The 15,456-nt window shown below is 70.5% G+C and carries 12 protein-coding genes; 5 read left to right on the forward strand and 7 right to left on the reverse strand.

The genetic code is table 11. The features are described 5' to 3' along the window. Positions 1-38: 38 nt before the first annotated feature. The 6 genes from Ahu01nite_RS35480 to Ahu01nite_RS35505 form a co-directional block, all read right to left on the reverse strand. The gene (locus Ahu01nite_RS35480) at positions 39-1,190 is read right to left on the reverse strand and encodes a serine/threonine-protein kinase (RefSeq protein WP_307794658.1); all 1,152 of its coding nucleotides are present in this window, start codon (positions 1,188-1,190) and stop codon (positions 39-41) included. A gap of 63 nt (positions 1,191-1,253) precedes the next feature. Next, positions 1,254-2,132, reverse strand: a complete 879-nt coding sequence (locus tag Ahu01nite_RS35485; protein WP_203841088.1) for a hypothetical protein — start codon at positions 2,130-2,132, stop codon at positions 1,254-1,256. 4 nt (positions 2,133-2,136) lie between these two features. Beyond that, entirely contained in the window at positions 2,137-2,487 is a 351-nt protein-coding gene (locus Ahu01nite_RS35490; RefSeq protein ID WP_203841089.1) for an S-adenosylmethionine decarboxylase, read from the reverse strand. A 472-nt stretch (positions 2,488-2,959) separates the two neighbouring features. Beyond that, positions 2,960-3,871: a glycoside hydrolase family 32 protein gene (locus tag Ahu01nite_RS35495; protein ID WP_203841090.1), complete on the reverse strand. Its 912-nt coding sequence runs from the start codon at positions 3,869-3,871 to the stop codon at positions 2,960-2,962. Positions 3,872-3,982: 111 nt separating this feature from the next. Then, on the reverse strand, positions 3,983-4,918 hold the full coding sequence (locus Ahu01nite_RS35500; RefSeq protein ID WP_203841091.1) for a sulfotransferase domain-containing protein: 936 nt from the start codon (positions 4,916-4,918) through the stop codon (positions 3,983-3,985). A gap of 166 nt (positions 4,919-5,084) precedes the next feature. Next, positions 5,085-5,228: a hypothetical protein gene (locus Ahu01nite_RS35505; RefSeq protein WP_203841092.1), complete on the reverse strand. Its 144-nt coding sequence runs from the start codon at positions 5,226-5,228 to the stop codon at positions 5,085-5,087. A gap of 571 nt (positions 5,229-5,799) precedes the next feature. Here Ahu01nite_RS35505 and Ahu01nite_RS35510 point away from each other — a divergent pair. The 5 genes from Ahu01nite_RS35510 (at position 5,800) to Ahu01nite_RS35530 (ending at position 13,968) form a co-directional block, all read left to right on the forward strand. Further along, complete coding sequence (locus tag Ahu01nite_RS35510; protein WP_239159385.1) at positions 5,800-6,786, forward strand: glycosyltransferase family 2 protein; 987 nt, start codon at positions 5,800-5,802, stop codon at positions 6,784-6,786. Between the two features lie 183 nt (positions 6,787-6,969). Further along, positions 6,970-7,932 (forward strand): glycosyltransferase family 2 protein, encoded by a 963-nt coding sequence (locus Ahu01nite_RS35515; protein WP_203841094.1) that lies wholly within the window; start codon positions 6,970-6,972, stop codon positions 7,930-7,932. Further along, positions 7,929-9,254 (forward strand): glycosyltransferase family 2 protein, encoded by a 1,326-nt coding sequence (locus Ahu01nite_RS35520; RefSeq protein WP_203841095.1) that lies wholly within the window; start codon positions 7,929-7,931, stop codon positions 9,252-9,254. The genes Ahu01nite_RS35515 and Ahu01nite_RS35520 overlap by 4 nt, the downstream gene beginning before the upstream one ends. A gap of 1,157 nt (positions 9,255-10,411) precedes the next feature. Then, positions 10,412-12,838 carry a putative glycosyltransferase family protein gene (locus tag Ahu01nite_RS35525; protein ID WP_203841096.1) on the forward strand — a complete coding sequence of 809 codons (2,427 nt, stop codon included), beginning with the start codon at positions 10,412-10,414 and terminating at the stop codon, positions 12,836-12,838. Beyond that, a complete protein-coding gene (locus tag Ahu01nite_RS35530) occupies positions 12,835-13,968 on the forward strand; it encodes a DUF1616 domain-containing protein (RefSeq protein ID WP_203841097.1) in 1,134 nt (377 codons plus the stop codon). The genes Ahu01nite_RS35525 and Ahu01nite_RS35530 overlap by 4 nt, the downstream gene beginning before the upstream one ends. A 196-nt stretch (positions 13,969-14,164) precedes the next feature. Here the strand turns inward: Ahu01nite_RS35530 and Ahu01nite_RS35535 are convergent. Continuing rightward, the coding region (locus Ahu01nite_RS35535; RefSeq protein ID WP_307794659.1) for an HNH endonuclease signature motif containing protein at positions 14,165-15,456 on the reverse strand (1,292 nt) is incomplete at its 5' end.

The following is a 15,456-nucleotide window of genomic DNA, read 5'->3' on the forward strand; positions in this document are numbered from 1 at the left end:
CCGGCATTCCGTCAGGGGGAACGTGCCTGTGAGCGCGGTCAGGCGCGATGGCGCCCGCCGGGGCGGTGCGCGATCGACGGGCTGCCCGAGACGGGCCGGACCGCACTGCACGACGAGCCCTGCGAACCCACCGGGCCGTGCGGATCGACCGGGCCGTGCGGATCGACCGGGCCGTGCGAGCCGGTCGTGGGGTCCGTAACCGGCGGGTCGTCAGAGTCGGCGGAAACCAGCGCGGCCGGTGTGTTGGGCGACGGTGGCTCGGCGGGGGTGACGGCCATGTTGGTGGGGGCTTCGGCGGCTCGCTGGTCCCAGGTGGAGATTTCGGGGCGGGGTGGGCGGGTGCCGATCTCCATCAGGGGGACGTAGACGCGGGCGTCGACGGCTTCGGCCAGGAGCAGGGCTGCTACCAGGGCGGTGGGGCGTTCGGCGGGGTCCTTGTCGAGGCAGCGGGAGCAGAGGTCGAGGACTTCGGGGGCGAGGCCTTCGATGGGGGGCAGGGGGTCGGGGTCGCGGTAGCGCTGGGCGTAGATGAGGGCTGTGCCTGACTCCGCCTGCCAGGGGAGGCGGCCGGAGAGGCAGTGGTAGAGCAGGACGCCCAGGGAGTACATGTCCGAGGACGGGGTGGCGGGGAGGCCCTGGAAACGTTCGGGGGCGACGTAGGCGGGGGTGCCCATGACCGGGGCGTCCGGGTCGGGGTCGTGGCTGCCCGCCGCGGCGGCGATGCCGAAGTCGAGGACCTTCGCGCCGGAGGGGGTGAGCATGATGTTCGACGGTTTGATGTCGCGGTGCACGACGTGCTGGGCGTGGGCGGCGGCGAGGGCCGCGGCGACCTCCGCGCAGACGCGGACGGCGATGCGCCAGTCGAGGGTGCCTCCGGCCAGGTGCTCGCTGAGGGTCTGGCCGTCGACGAGCTCCATCACGATGTAGGGGACCTCGCGGTCGGGGGCCGGGGAGGTGCCGAAGTCGTGGACGCCCGCCACGTTGGGGTGGGCCAGGCGGGCGGCGGAGCGGGCTTCCGTGCGTACGAGATCAATGCTGGTGACCTCGCCCAGGGTGCCCGACATCGCCGGGGCCATGATCTTGACGGCCACCGGCCGGTCGAGGACGTCGTCGTGGCCGCGCCACACCTCGGCCATGCCACCGATGCCGATGCGCTGTTCGAGCCGGTACCGCCCGCCCAGCATCCGCATCGATCCCCCTCGTGTCACCCGGGGACCCGCCCTGATCTCCGGTCCCGGCTTCCTACCCGAGCCTCACCCAGCACAAACGTCACGGTGAGACGTCACACTCACACCGAGTGGCTCGGGAACGAGAATGAGCTGGTCCAGGTCCTTGCCGGTGCCGACCCGCAGGGACGCCGCAGCGGCCAGGCGGGCGGTCAGCAGCCGGCGCAGGCCACCGCGGCGCAGGACGGCGAGACCGGGCCGGACCTCCGCGCGCAGACGAGCCGCGTGCCTGGTCACCGTGGGTGCGATGCGCGGGAAGTCCATGTAGACGGCCCGATTCTCGGCCGAGCCGAGATATGCGAACGGGCCCGACCCCGCGAGCGGCTCCAGCGGGGTGCCGAGCAGACCGATCCCTTTGTACGCTCCGCGGTCGAGCATCGACACCGCGTGCCGCACGCCGCGTCGCGCCCCGATGACGAGGAACGTCCTGTACATCAGCGAGCTGACCAGCAGCGCCGAGCGCGGGCCGCGGTACTCGGGAAGGACCGCGAGCGTGGCGCAGTCCCAGACCGTGCCGCCGTCCATGCCGTGGGCTGTCAGAATCCCTTCGAGGGGTACGCCGATGCACGCCGGCGCGTCGTCGATGGTCTTCACGCCGGGGCCGGTGCTCTCGATCATCCGGGCGACGCCGGCGGGTACGCCGTGCCGGCGGTCCAGGGCGACGAAGAAGATGCTGTTGTGCTCGTACGCGCCGTACTCCGCGGCCATGACCTTGGCGTCGTTGCCGAACGCGTCCTCGAACACGTGGCGTTCCAGGGTGCGTCCCACGGCGGCGAGCGGGGTCGCGGGGCCGACCACGGCCGAGACGAAGCGGCCCCGGCCCGGGTGTGCGGCGAGGAACTCGGTGGTGACCCGCCAGATCTCGGCGGCGGTGAGGTCGTAGCGGGTGTCGTCCGTCGTGGTCACCGGCTCAGAACTCCTTGCCGGTGATCTCGGTGGCCCCGAAGAAATCCCGGGTGAAGCTCAGTACGGCGTCCGGGTCGAAGTCCTTGCAGGTGTAGACGTCGACGCTGAAGAACGCGAGCGGGTGTTCCCAGGCGTAGAAGTGCGCGCCCGAGGTCTCCCAGTGGATCCAGCCGGCCCAGCCGTACCGGTCACTGCGGTGGGTCACCGGCTCGATCAGCGTCACCATGTCCGTGACCTCGGAGAGTGTGCGGAGGTATTCCGTGATGTGGCCGGCCGTGATGGTGAAGGCCGGGTAACCCTCGACGACAAGGCGCCTGCGGACGATGGCCGGCGCGAGATCCCTGAAGTCCTGCATCGGGGGTGGTGCTCCTTCGGCGTGCGGGGTCCGGGCGGTACCACCCTGCTGCGAACCGTACACAGTGGACAAGTCAGCACGCGCAACCTGACACTGGCAGAGAGATCACATGAATCGGCCGAGGCCGGGCATCGGTGACGCTGCGTTGAACCGGCGTCCCACGAACGTTATAAGCGATACCGCCGGCGGACGCCACACAGTGACACGGAAAAGTCACCGAAAGTAGACATGGCGGAACTCCTCCTTGTGGGAGGGGTTCCGCCATGACGGCCCGCCGGCTGAAACCCGCCGATTTTGGTGGCGGAGGCCAGCAGGCCGAATGTTTCGCGCTGATGACGCTAGGCGAAGTCGATCACGGTCCGTCATGCGGGGCCGGGCATCGTGACCGGGCTCTCAATTACGCGATCCCTGACTGAGCGATCCCAGACCGAGCGAGCCCTGACCGAGCGATCCCTGACTGAGCGATCCCTGATTACGCGATCTCGGTACGCAGGTCGTGCGCGCCGTCCGCGCGGGTCGCCTCGTAGTAGAGCCGGGTGCGGCCGTCCGGGAGGGTGACGCCGGTCAGGTAGCGCAGGCCGTTGGGGGCGTGCGGGCTGCCCACCGGCTCGCCGTCCGCGGCGGTGAACTCGCCGAACGTGCCGTCCGCGAGCCGGGCACCGCGGGCCACGCCGGTGCGCTCCTCCCAGTTCTCCCCCGCGGTGGCGCGGCCGTCGTACGCCGCGACGATCGTGTCGCCGTCGACGGTGACCGAGGAGAAGCGGACCCCGCGCGCGTCCCACTGACCCGGGCGGCCGGCGAGGGCGGTGCCGCGCCACGTCCAGGCGACGCCGTCGGGGCTGGTCGCGTATTCCGTGGTCATCCGGTCGGCGTCGTCCCAGGACTCGAGCGGGTGGACCGAGGCCCAGAGATGCCAGCCGCTCCCGTCGTGGTGCAGGACCGGATCCTTCACCCCGATCGTGTCGTCGCCGGCGAGGACGGTGACGGCGGGCGCGGTCGACAGGCCCTCCGGGGTCGCGGCCTCGACCAGGTCGACCCGCCAGTGCTTGGTGCCGGGGGTGGCGGCACTGACGTAGAGCCGCCAGCGGCCTTCCGGCGTACGCACGAGAGCGGGCCGTTCCAGCGACTCCGCACCGAACTGGTCCTTGGTCACCTCCGCGACGACCTCGAACGTGACCCCGTCCGGCGAGCGGGCGACGACGTTGGAGATGCCGCGTCCCTCACCGATCGGCAACCGCAGCCGGTAGGCGAGATAGATGTAACCGTCGGCGACGACGGCCGACGGCGCGCCCGCCCATGCACCCGGTTCGTCACCGGGCGGTTCGACCACCACGATCGAGTCTTCCCAGCGAGGCAGCGACAGAGTCTGAGTTCCGTGGGACAAAGCGGCTCCGTTTCGTGGCGACGTCGGCACAGCGAAGAGTATCCGCCCAAGTTTGCAACATCTATGGGGAAGATAGGGATTACCCGGGCGGGTATTCCCACGGTTCGGGCCCTACTTCGCGCCGGCGTGGCGGTCGACCGAGAGCCAGTCGTCGTAGCGCTCCCCCGTCACGTCCTGCAGCAACGCGATGTCCTCGGCGAACAGCGGCAGCAGAGCGGCGCGCTCCTCCGGCGTCGTGACCGGGCGCTTGCCGTGCTTGCGGTGCAGCAGGGTCAGCAGCGGGCCCCGGGCGGCGAGCCGCAGCGGCACGGGGAACCGGTGACCGAAGCCCCCGCCCGCCCGCAACAGGCCCCGCAGCACGGTATTGACGGTGTTGTCCTCGACGAGGTGCCGGTTGACGTTCTCCTTGGGGATCTCGCGGAGGACCCCCGTCTGCGCCCCGAGGAACGCGCACACCCGGTCGAGGGTCTCGGCCGGTGCGTCCTTCAGATCGCGGTAGCGCAGCAGCAGAACCTGCTCGCGGTCGAACACCTTGTAGAGATGCTGGACCTGGCGCCCGTACAGGCCGAGGCTCACGTAGTGCCAGAAGTCCGCCCACCCGGCGGCCCGGCGCGCCTCCTCGGCGCGGCAGGCGGTGAGGAAGTCGGCCTCCGGCTCCAGGCCCGCGTTCCACAGGTGCGTCCAGTTGGAGTGCGCCCGGTCGACGGGGTCGCGCAGCAGCAGGATCAGCTTCGCGTCCGGCACGAGGGCGTGGATGCGGTCGTGCGCCGCGTGGTCGTACAGATAAAAGGGGGTGGCCTCGCCCAGCAGCGCACCCGCCGGTGCCGGCTCGAACAGCTTTTCGTAGCCGGCGCGGCGCCAGACGTGCTCCTGGTAGGTCTGCACGTCGCCCGGGCCACCCGTCGCCGGCGGCCGGCCGTCGGAGAGGAAGAACTTCGGCTCCTTGACCGCCGGCAGGAACAGCCCGGGGTGGCGCACGAGCGCGGCGTGCAGCGCTGTCGTCCCGGCCTTCGGCACACCGGCGATGAGGAAGTCGGGCAACGGCATGAGGATCCCCCTTGTCGGCCGGGCTGCGGAGCAGAGCCCCACAGTTAGCCTACAGATCAAGTAGGCATTCGCGATCCCAGCCTTACCCCACGTACGCGGCAGGCATGCCCCGAGGCGCTCAGGCGCGGCGGCGCCGCCAGATCCGGCCAGCATTTGCGCGACGCGCTCAGGCGCGGCGGCGCCACCAGGTGCGACGGCGGAAGCGGGGGCAGGACTGCGGGCCGCAGCGGGTGCATTCCGTGCCGGCGCGGTAGTGCTCGTGGGCGGCGTGCTGATGGCCGCAGACACAGAGCGCTCCGGGCGCGGTCACCGGATCACCCAGCGTGCCGGTGGCCTCGCACCCGCGCGCACCGGACGGTCACTTCGCATGCCCACAGCCTAGGCATAGACGGTCCGGCTCGCCGTTCCCACGCCGAAACAACCGTCCTGCAACCGTCCCTTATACGCACAGTGACAGCACTGAGAGTGACACACATCACCGAGACATGTCGGACATCACGAGAATGCGATGTGCGTACCTCCGCGGTATTGCAATTCCGGAATTGTCTCTGATCCGCATTCCGTGCCCGCGAATGCCGCGATGTCCATTACGCAACGTGACTGGTGGGACAGAAGGGTGATCTTGTTGCCTGTGCGCATAGTCGCAGCTCAGCCGATTGGTCAGAGGTGTCCGCATGGATATCGACTACCCGGCCCTTTAGTTAGTTGACGCTACGTAGCGTGTTGGTAGATTTGGCGACAGACGCCGGCGACCCGGATTCCCGCTCCCGGGAATCATCGAATCCGTCGCTTCTGCCGCCCCCGAAGGGAACGACATGCAGCTCCCCCCAGCTTCTGGCAACACAGAGCGTGACAACACATTGTCACCGACCGTAAGCGTCGTGATTCCGACCCTCAACGAGGAACGGAACCTGCCCCACGTGTTCGCCAAGCTCCCTGAGGGGATCGACGAGGTGATCGTGGTGGACGGTGGCTCGGTGGACCGGACCGTCGAGGTCGCCCTGCAGCTGCGCCCGGACGCCAAGATCGTGCACCAGTCCCGCACCGGCAAGGGCAACGCGCTGGCCTGCGGTTTCGCGGCCTGCACCAGCGACATCATCGTGATGATCGATGCTGACGGGTCCACCGACCCGGGCGAGATCCCGCTGTTCGTCGCCCAGCTCGTCGACGGCGCCGACTTCGTCAAGGGCTCGCGCTTCTCGCACGGCGGCTTCAGCCACGACATCACCGCGCTGCGCAAGCTCGGCAACGACGGGCTGAACGTGGTCGTGAACGTGCTGTTCGGCACCCGCTTCACCGACCTCTGCTACGGCTACAACGCGTTCTGGGCGCGGGTCGTGCCGACCCTGGACCTGCCGGACATCGCGCTCCCGCGGCCCAACGACGGCTCGAAGCTCTGGGGCGACGGCTTCGAGATCGAAACAATGATCAACATCCGCGCCGCCGCCGACGGCATGAAGGTCGGCGAGGTCGGCAGCGTCGAGCACGCCCGCATCCACGGGGCGAGCAACCTCAACACGTTCCGCGACGGCTTCCGGGTGCTGCGGACCATCTTCAGCGAGTACGGCCGGATGAAGCGCATGCGCCACAGCGGAGCCCGTCCCGGCGGTGTGGTCGTGCACCAGCACCCGTCGGCGGCCAACGCGGCGTCGCCCCGCACGCTCAACCCCGCACCCTCCACCAGCAAGGTCGTCAACCGCCCGCCCGCCGCCGGCGTCGGCCCCGCCGGTGACCCGCGCCAGCACGTCGCCAGCATCAACCGCGGCCTGCGCCGCGACGACGACCGCACCAACCGCCGCGACGACGTCGGCACCCGCCGCACCGACGACATCCACGCCATCCAGACCCGCACCACCAGCGACGACTGAGCTCTCCCCCGAGCCCAGCCGTCTCGTGGCCCGACTCCCCGGGTCCCGTTCGCCCAAGCCGTCCGCCCCCGGCCGCCGGCGTTCTCCCACCCCAGCGCCACCACCCCTGGCACGACCCCGGCCGGCCCGTGACCCCCACGGTCACGCGGCCACGGCCCACCCCGCCCGAGGAGCACACCCAGCGTGGAATCCACCCCCCGCCCCGCCGTCAGCATCGTCATCCCGACCCACACCGAGAAGCGCTGGCCGTCGATCGTCCGCGCGGTCGCGGCCGCGAAGTCGCAGACCTACACGCCGGCCGAGATCGTCGTCGTGGTGGACCACAACCCGGAGCTGTACCGCCGGGCGCGCCGGGACCTCAGCGGCGTCACGGTGCTCGAGAACCTCTACACCCAGGGCGTCTCCGGCAACCGCAACACGGGCGCTTTCCACACTTCGACCTCGCTGATCGCGTTCGTGGACGACGATGTGAGCATGGGCCCCGAGTGGCTGGGCAACCTGATCACGCCGTTCAGCGACCCCACCGTCGTCGGTGCGGGCGGCGGCATCTGCCCCGACTGGCAGACCGGCGAGCCGCGCTGGATGCCCGAGGAGTTCCTCTGGGCTGTCGGCGGCTCCTACTCCGGCATGCCGACCACGGTGTCGAAGATCCGCAACGTCTGGTCGGCCGGCATGATCGTGCGCCGCGAGACGTTCCTCGCCGTCGGCGGTTTCCGGGTCGGCTTCGGCAAGCTCGGCAACCAGAACCGCCCCGAGGACACCGAGCTGTGCCTGCGGATGAGCGCCCTCGGCGGCGGCCACTGGATGTACGTCCCGGACGCCGTCATCCGCCACGAGGTCCCCGCCGGCCGCTCCACCTTCGGCTTCTTCATCCGCCGCTGCTACGCCGAGGGCCGGGGCAAGGTCGCGATGGCCGGGCTGCTCGACGGCAACGAGAGCCTCGGCTCCGAACGTGACTACCTGCGCTCGCTGCCCAAGGCCGTGGTGCGCAACCTCGGTGCCGCGGCGCGGGGCAAAGGCGTCGGGCACGCCCTCAAGGCCGGCGGCGTGATCGCCGGTGTCGCTGCCGCCGGTTGGGGAGGCGTCGTCGAGACGGTCGCAGCCCGCCGTACGCCGCAGCGCGTCACCGCGGAGGCCACCCGATGACGGCGGAGACCCCGCTCACCGCGCCGACGCTGAGCACCGGCGCCGGCGAGCTGCCCGCCGTCGTCCTGGACATCGACCTGGCCCAGCCGCTGGCCCCCGTCCCCGCCGTCGCGCCGGACGGACGGCGGGTGCTGCAGGCCTGGATCCTCGTACGCCTGTTCAGCGAACCGCTGGGGACGGCGCTGGTCCGCGTACCCACAGAAGGGCTGGAACCGGCCGTCCTGGCTGCCGCCCTGGAGAAAGAGCTGGCACCGCGCCTGCGGGAACGCGGCCTCGCGACCGTGCCCACCGACGGCATCGTCCCGGACGGCGAACCGGCCTTCCTCGCCGGCCGCCGCGAAGCCCTCGCCACCGCCCCGCCGATCACGATCGTGGTCTGCACCCGGGAACGCCCCGGCGCCCTGGCCCGCTGCCTCGACAGCCTGCTCGCCCAGGACTACCCCGACTTCAGGATCCTCGTCGTCGACAACGCCCCGCTCACCGACGCGACCGCCGAAGTGGTCAGCTCGGCCGCCCGCCGCGGCCCGGTCACCTACCTCAAGGAACCCAAAGCCGGCCTGTCGTTCGCCCGCAACGCCGCCCAGGCCGCCGCCCCCGGCGAGATCATCGCCTGGATCGACGATGACGAGTACGCCGACCCGAACTGGCTCGCCGAGATCGCCCGCGCCCTGCACGAACACCCCTCCGCGGACGTCGTCTCCGGCGTGATCGTCCCCGCGGAGCTCGAAACCCAGGCCCAGCTCTGGTTCGAGCAGTTCGGCGGTCACAGCAAGGGCCGCGGCTTCAAACCCGACGTCTTCAGCCCGGCGACGGCGCACATCCAGAGCCCGCTCTACCCCCTGCCCCCGTTCGGCACCGGCGCCAACATGACCTTCCGCCCCGGCGTCATCGAACGCGCCGGCGGCTGGGACACCGCCCTCGGCGCCGGCACCCCCGCCATGGGCTCCGAGGACACCCTCGCCTTCACCCAGGTCCTGCTGGGCGGCGGCACCATCGTCTACCAGCCCACCGCGGTCACCCACCACTACCACCGCCGCGACTTCGAAGGCCTCCGCAAACAGATGATCGGGTACGGCGCGGGGCTCACAGCCGCCTACACCAGCCTGCTGCTGTCCCGCCCGTCGCTGCTGTGGCCACTGCTCAAGCTGGCCCCCAGCGCACTCAAGGACCTCACCAGCAAAGACAGCCTGCGGGTGTCGACGCTGCAGGACGACTTCCCGCGCGAACTCCTCGGCGCCAACCGACGAGGGATGCTGGCCGGTCCCCGCGCGTACCTGAAGGGCCGGCGCGCCGCCCGCGCCAAGCTCCGGGGCAGCCGCTGATCGTGCAGTTCACCGGACAATCACCCGAGAAACGGGGCATTCTCGGTGCATATGTGGCAAATGATTGGTCTCCCGCAGACCGCTCCCCCACCGCACCCGGGGGGAGCGGCCGTTCCATGGTGAGCTCCGCCGACGATCATTCAGACGACCAACCCGGCCAGCCTGCGGCTTCAGGCGCAGTGCCGGGCGTGGTGCCGGGCACGGTGCCGGGCACGGTGCCGGGCACGGTGCCGGGCACGGTGCCGGGCGTTCAGGATGGCTCAGGCGCTGCAGGGGGCGCTGGGTCTGCTGCTGAACCGACTTCGGGAGTGGCTGAGCCAGCTTCGGGAGTGGCTGAGCCAACCTTGCGGCCTGCGGCGCCGATGACGTCGATCCAGGGCGCCGAAGCGCCTATCGAGCCCGCCCCGTCAAAGATGAATTCGTCCGATAAGTCGGATGACGGGCACCGGGGGCGAATCGTCGAGGCGACTGCCAGCAACGGTTCAAAAGCCATAGAGCAGCCAGTCACCCCTCCGCCATCCACACCAGCTCCCCCATCCACACCAAAGACCTCCACCGAGACGCCGCGCGGTGCAACGCCTGGCTCTTGGCCCCGTGCCACCGGACTGACCGGCCGCGGACCGACCAGCGGCGGACCGACCAGCGGCGGACCGACCAGCGGCGGGCCGACCAGCGGCGGGCCGACCGGCAGCGAGCCAACCGATAGCCGACCGAATGGCAGCGGGCCGACCATCGGCGGGCCAACTGGCAGCGGGCCGAGCAGCAGCGGGCCGAGCAGCAGCGGGCCTAGCAGCAGCAGGCCTAGCAGCAGCGGGCCGGGCGCCAACGGGCCGAGCAGCAGCGGGCCAACCAGCAGTGGGATGGCTGGGGTCAGGGGCAAGCCGTCTGTTGTCGGTGCCGAGGCGCCGCGGGATGAGGTGCCCGCGCGGGGCGAATCTCGGGGTGAAGTAGAGGTCGCCACGGGCAAGCGTGAAGCTCAGGTTGACCCTGATGCCACCGCGATCATCAAGCTCCCGCCCAAGAATCTCCCGGCCCAGGATCGCCCGGCCCAGGATCGCCCGGCCCAGGATCGCCCGGCCCAGGATCGCCCGCGCAAGGATCTCCCGGCTGCAGAGCGGGGTGCCGCGGAGGATGCCGAGGCCACGCAGGTTATCCGGTTGCCGGAGGCCTCGCCGCTCGTCGACGCGACCCAGGTCATCTCGGCCATCAAGGTGGAGAGCGGCGACGCCGAGCGTACCCAGATCATCGAGCTCCCCAACCGGACGACAACCACGCCACCCAAAACCACGCCACCCAAATCCACGCCGCCCAAAACCGCGCCGCCCAAAACCGCGCCGCCCAAAACCGCGCCGGACGGAGCCGGGCCAAACGGAGCCGGGCCGTCCAAAGCCGCGGCGAACGGAGCCGAGCCGTCCAAAGCCGGGCCGACCGGGACCAAGCCGAACCGGGCCGAGCCCAACCGGGCCGAGCCGAACCGGGCCGAGCCCAACCGGGCCGAGCCGGACGAGGGCGCGCCGGACGAGGGTGCGCTGCGGAGGGGTGAGCTGGGCGGGGCTGAGCGGACTCAGGTCATCAGGCTGCCTGCTGCGGATGAGACTCAGGTCATCAGTGGGGTGAAGGCCTCCGCGGGTGAGAGGGACAGCGCCGTGACTGCGCTGATTCCTATCGTGCACGGGCGTAAGGACGGGCAGCGGACGAAGGTGCCTGCGCCGCGTGATCCTGGGCGGGCGCCGCGTCCTGCGAGGCCGCGGCGGGAGCCGCTTGATTTTGGGCACGCTCCGGCCGTACTCACCATCTCGGCTCTGGGTGTGCTCATGATTGCCCTGGGGTACGCTGGGGGGCGGATCGGGACGGGTAACGCGCAGTATGCGTACTGGATCGGGCAGGTGGTTGTTTTCACGCCTGTGGTCGTGCGGTTGCTGAGCCGGCGGATGGCCGGGGTGGCTGAGTCGTTTGTGCTGGTCATGGGGCTGGCGCTGAATCAGTATCTGCTGAAGTGGATGTACAGCCCGGACCAGTTCCGGTTCCCGGACGAGTTGCAGCACTGGCTGGCGACGACCGTGATCGTGCAGTCGGGGGAATTGTTCCAGCCGAATCCGGCGCTGCCGCCCGCCGTGCATTTTCCGGGGCTGGCCGAGATGGGGGCGGCGCTGACGTCCATGACGGGGCTGCCGGTGACTGCTTCGGGGGTCATCGTCGCGGGGATCGCGCATCTGGTGTTCGTGGCGGTGTTGTTCGCCGCGGTGCTGCGGGCCAGTAATTCGCCTGCGGTTGCGGGGGTCGCCTGTGCGACGTACGCGACAGCTTTGCATTATCTGTTCTTCAACTCGATGTTTCTCTACCAGACGGCGGCGCTACCGTTCTTCATGCTCGCGGTCTGGGCGACGCGGCGGTGGCGCACCGAGGGCGGGTGGCCGTTCGTCGTGCTGGCGGTGCTGTCCATGGGTGTCTGCACGGTGAGCCACCATGTGACCGCGTTCGCGCTGGTGCTGACGTTGACGCTGCTGGCGGTGGTCGAGCTGGTGGTGCAGCGGCCGCGGCGGTGGAGCGCGCTGGTGCTGCCGGGTGTGGACCTGGTGATCGTGCTGGCGTGGGTGCTGTTCGTGGCGCGGGACGTGGTGAGCTATCTCGAGGCGCCGGTCGACCAGGTGGTCGACACGGTCAACAACCTGATCAGCGGTACGTCCGAGGCGTCCTCGACAACGGCGGCCATCAGTTTCGGGCAGCTGATCGTGCAGGGGCTCGGGCTGCTCGGGCTCTTCGTGCTGTACGTGGCGCTGCTGCGCGACATGTTCCAGCGCAGCGACCGGGATGCGTGGCGCTGGGCGGCTGCGGTCGGGGGCGCGATCTTCTTCGCCGGGAACGGGGCGCGGTTCCTCGGGCAGAACGGGCCGGAGATCGCGGCGCGGCTGTCGACGTTCACGTACGTGCCGATCTCGATCCTGGCCGCTATCGCCCTGGTCCGGGGCGTGCAGATCATCCCGGCCAAGGACGCGGACGGGCACCGCTGGCGGGCGTCCCCACCGGCGATCGACGTGATCGCGCCGGGCGGCTGGAACCTCTACAGCCGCGTCGCGGCGGGCTCCTTGATGATCACCGTACTGATGATCGGCGCGCGGGCCGGTGGCTGGCCCCCGATCGGCTCCATCCTGCCGGGACCGTACCTGGCGGGCGGTTTCGAAAGATCAGTCGACGCGTACGGGGTGGACGCCGCCGACTGGGAACGTGACTCGCTCGGCCACGACAACCGGGTGGGCGGCGACGTCACCTCGGTGTCGCTGGCGTCCACGTACGGCAGGCAGGACCCGGTCCGCGAGGTCGGCCCGCTGTACTACGCCGACGAGTGGGGCCTGACCGAGGAGCAGCTCGTCAACGACCTCTACATCCAGTACCTGGTCGTCGACAAGCGGCTCGGTGAACAGCTGCCGGAGGGCGAGGCGTACTTCGAGAACGACCCGCACGCGGGCAACATCACCTCCCCGCTGACCGCCACCCAGCTCGGCAAGTTCGACACCCTCACCGGCGTCGACCGGCTCTACGACAACGGCACCGTCCGCGTCTACCGGATGGGAGTGGGAGAATGAACGCCCTGCTGACCCGCATCGTCTGGGCCGCCACCACGCTGTCGGCGCTGGCCGTGCTGCTAGGCCCCCAGCCGCTGCCCATCATCGGCGGCCTGCTGCTCGGCCTGGTCCTGCCGGGCACGGCTCTGACCGGAGCTCTCCTTCGCGACCGTACGCTCACCGTGGTCGAACGCGTCACCCTCGCCCCCGCCCTGAGCATGGCGGTCCTGGTCGTCGCCGGCCTCGTCATCTACCTGTGCCGCCTGCCCCTCGACCGCGTCACCTGGACCGCGGCCACCGCCGGCGTGACGATCGCGGCCCTGATCGCCGCCCTCATCCCGTCCCGCTCCCCTGCGAACTCGCGCGGTGTCCCCGGCTCGGCGGGCCCCGACGCCGGTTCGTCCGGCCGCGCGGCTTCCGACCGCGGCTCGTCCGGCCCAGACTCGTCCGGCCCAGACTCGTCCGGCCCAGACTCGTCCGGCTCCGGCTCGTCCGGCTCCGGGCCTTCGGGCCCCGGCTTGTCCGGCTCCACGAGTTCGGGCCTTGCGAGTTCCGGTCTTGCGAGTTCTGGTCTTGCGAGTTCTGGCGCGGCGAGTTCCGCTGCGGCGGCTTCCGGCCCCGCGGGCGGCGGCGCGGCCGGGGATTCGCCGCGGCCTCGCGTCGCGGCGGCCGAGCCGACGATGACCGAGGCTCACACCATCGTCATGCAGGTCGTTCCGCCGACGACCGAGGAACGGCTCGCTGCCGAGTACAAGATGAAGCGCAACCGCCTCATCAAACAGTCGCTGCCGTTGTTGCTGGTGGCGGCCATCCTGGGCGGCGCCAGCTGGCTCTCGTTCCACACCTCCCGCGAGACCTACAAAACCACCGTCACAGCCCTGTCCGCCGAGCCCGCCGGCGCAGTGGCCTCCGACGGCAACCGCACGGTCGTCGTCTCAGCCTCCGGCCTCCTCGACGAGGACGCCCCGTACAAGGTCACCGTCAACCCGGTCGCCGCCAGCACCAAAGCCAGCCGCACCATCACCGCGTCGGCCGCCGGCACCTGGCGCGAAACCCTCACCATCCCCGGCGACGAACGCGTCACCATCAGCCTCTACCGCTCCGGCGACACCACCGCCTACCGAACCATCTCGATCAGCGCCTCCTCGTAGGCACGACGGATATGAGCCAACGGGCTCGGGCCGCCGTCTTGGCCAGCTTGGGTCAGGCCGGCTGGGTCAGGCCCGCTGGGTCAGGCCCGCTGAGTCAGGCCCGCTGAGCTGAGCCCGCCGCACTGAGCCCGCCGCGCTGAGCCCGCCGCGCTGAGCCCGCCGCGCTGAGCCCGCCGAGCTGGCGTTTTTGCGCGGTTTACTGGTGTTGGTGGTATTGGTTACGGCAGGGTTTTTGGTGAGGGTCGATGTCGGGTGGCGGGATGAAGTCGGGGCGTCGGTCGGGGGCGAGTCGGATCTGCCAGCCGGCTCGGGGGTCGTGGAGAACCTTGTGATGACGCACGCAGAGCAGTACCAGGTTGTCGAGGTTTGTTGGGCCGCCGGCTGCCCAGTGCCAGACGTGATGCGCGTCTGTCCATCGGGGTGGCCGATCGCATCCCGGGAACGCGCAGCCACGGTCACGCAGGTGCAGGGCTCGGCGTAGGGCTCCGGTGGCGTTGCGGCGACGGCGGCCGGCGTTGAGGATCTGGCTTTGGCCGCCCAGGACGAGGGGCAGGATGCGGGCGTCGCAGGCAAGTCGGCGCACCGTGTCAGGTGACACTCGCACGCCGGTGTCGGTCGTGCCGACACCCAGGGCCTGGGCGAGCGGGCCGTAGGTCACTGCTACCGACAATTGGGGTGGCTCGCCGCCGTCGACGGGCAGGTCGGTGGTTCGCAACGCTAGGCGGCAGATCTCGGTCAGGGCGTCCGCGCGCTGCTGGGACGGGGTTCGTTTGTCGTCCGGGCTCGGCGCGCAGAGCGGGTGCAGGGCTGCCTGCACGACTGCGGCGTCTTCGAGACCGAGTGCTCCGGACAGCCGGACCATGCCGTTGACCGGGAGCGACATGGTGAAGCCGCGGCGGGGATGAGCATGCGCTTCCTGGCGGGCCAGAGCAGCCGCTGCGGCCTGGTCGGCGACCTCGGGGGCGACGTGGTCGAGGATTCGTTCCCCGACACGGCGTAGCTGGTAGGCGGGGAACTCGCCCGCCATGTCGAGCAGAGCGGTTTCGGCCTGCTCCACGATCGCGTAGGTGTCCGCCGCCCCGTCGGTGTGGGCGAGGTCGTCGGGCAGGGCGTCGAGGGTCTCTGCGATCACTGCGGCCTGGCGCAGGTCGGCGCGGCCGTCGAGGACGGCCTGGCCGATTGCGGGGCGCTGCAGGACATCGGCGTGGGCGACGAGGTCTCGGGCCGGTTGCGGATCAACCACGAGCAGGGAACGTAGCCAGCCTTTCGCGTTGCGGTGGCCGTGTGCTTCGGGGATGCCGCGGGTGCGGGCCTGGTGGATCAGGCGGGCCTGCAGGACCGTGGCGATCTGCGCGAGGTGGTGCGCGGCGTGCAGCATGCCGGTGAGGTCCTGGTCGGACAGCGGCCACAGCGGAGCTGCGGCGAGGTCCGCCGCGTCTTTGGTCAAGTGCTGCAACTGCGCCAACATGCGACCTAGAATAGAACACC

Source organism: Winogradskya humida, assembly GCF_016862215.1.
GTDB lineage: Bacteria > Actinomycetota > Actinomycetes > Mycobacteriales > Micromonosporaceae > Actinoplanes > Actinoplanes humidus.